Here is a 1,554-nt window from a genome sequence, read left to right on the forward strand (position 1 = left end):
CGCCGTTGGGGGTGTCGATGATCAGGTTGCGGACGCTGTCCAGGCTGCTGCGGGTGGCCGCGGCGCCCTTGACGATGACGGAGAAGACTTTCTGCTCTTCGTACAGGTTGCCGACTTCAATGCCCTGCAGGAGGGCGGCTGCCGCGCGCCGGACGTCGCCGGGGACGACGCCGGCCTTTTGGGCCGCGGCGAGGTTCACCTTGACTTCGGCGATGGGCTGTTCGGCGGGCAGGTCGACGTGGGGATTAGCCACCCCGGCCGTGTGCTCCAGGATTGTTTTGACCTCCGCCGCCTTCTGCCGCAGGATCGCGGGGTCGAGTCCGAAGACCCGGACGGCAAAGCCGCTGTCGGCTTCTTCCCGGATCTGGTCGATGCGTTCCTGCGGATAGGTGGAGACTTTGCTGGTCAGGCCCGCATAACCGGCGATCACGCGGTCGACGGCGGCGGCCGTGTCGGCGTAGGCCGCCTCGGGGGCCACGGTCACCCACAGCTCGCCGGAGCTGACGTCGCCGACCTGATCGGAGGTGATTGCGCGCCCGATGTGTCCGCCAACGTTGGCCACGCCCGGCAGCGTGCGCAGTTCGTCGGCTGCCGCCTCGGTGATCCGGCTCATTTCCTGGTCCGAGGTTCCGGCGATCGCGCTCCAGTGCACCACCAGGGTCTTGTCCGCCAGGACGGGCACCACGGGATGGGTTCCGGCCAGCTGTGGCGCGAGTGCCAGTCCGGCCAGCGCCACAACGGCGGCGGCGGCGAACACCCACCGGGTTTTCCCTGGCCCGCCGTTGGGGGTGTCGATGATCAGGTTGCGGACGCTGTCCAGGCTGCTGCGGGTGGCCGCGGCGCCCTTGACGATGACGGAGAAGACTTTCTGCTCTTCGTACAGGTTGCCGACTTCAATGCCCTGCAGGAGGGCGGCTGCCGCGCGCCGGACGTCGCCGGGGACGACGCCGGCCTTTTGGGCCGCGGCGAGGTTCACCTTGACTTCGGCGATGGGCTGTTCGGCGGGCAGGTCGACGTGGGGATTAGCCACCCCGGCCGTGTGCTCCAGGATTGTTTTGACCTCCGCCGCCTTCTGCCGCAGGATCGCGGGGTCGAGTCCGAAGACCCGGACGGCAAAGCCGCTGTCGGCTTCTTCCCGGATCTGGTCGATGCGTTCCTGCGGATAGGTGGAGACTTTGCTGGTCAGGCCCGCATAACCGGCGATCACGCGGTCGACGGCGGCGGCCGTGTCGGCGTAGGCCGCCTCGGGGGCCACGGTCACCCACAGCTCGCCGGAGCTGACGTCGCCGACCTGATCGGAGGTGATTGCGCGCCCGATGTGTCCGCCAACGTTGGCCACGCCCGGCAGCGTGCGCAGTTCGTCGGCTGCCGCCTCGGTGATCCGGCTCATTTCCTGGTCCGAGGTTCCGGCGATCGCGCTCCAGTGCACCACCAGGGTCTTGTCCGCCAGGACGGGCACCACGGGATGGGTTCCGGCCAGCTGTGGCGCGAGTGCCAGTCCGGCCAGCGCCACAACGGCGGCGGCGGCGAACACCCACCGGGTTTTCCCTGCCA

General features: G+C 69.0%; 1 protein-coding gene. It reads right to left on the minus strand.

Annotation, left to right across the window (positions count from 1 at the left end; translation table 11 throughout):
* Positions 1 to 1,554: efflux RND transporter permease subunit (locus tag Y706_RS30065; RefSeq protein ID WP_253906723.1), on the minus strand; the 1,554-nt coding region annotated here is incomplete at both ends.

The organism is Arthrobacter sp. I3, assembly GCF_000520575.1.
GTDB classification, from domain to species: domain Bacteria; phylum Actinomycetota; class Actinomycetes; order Actinomycetales; family Micrococcaceae; genus Arthrobacter; species Arthrobacter humicola_A.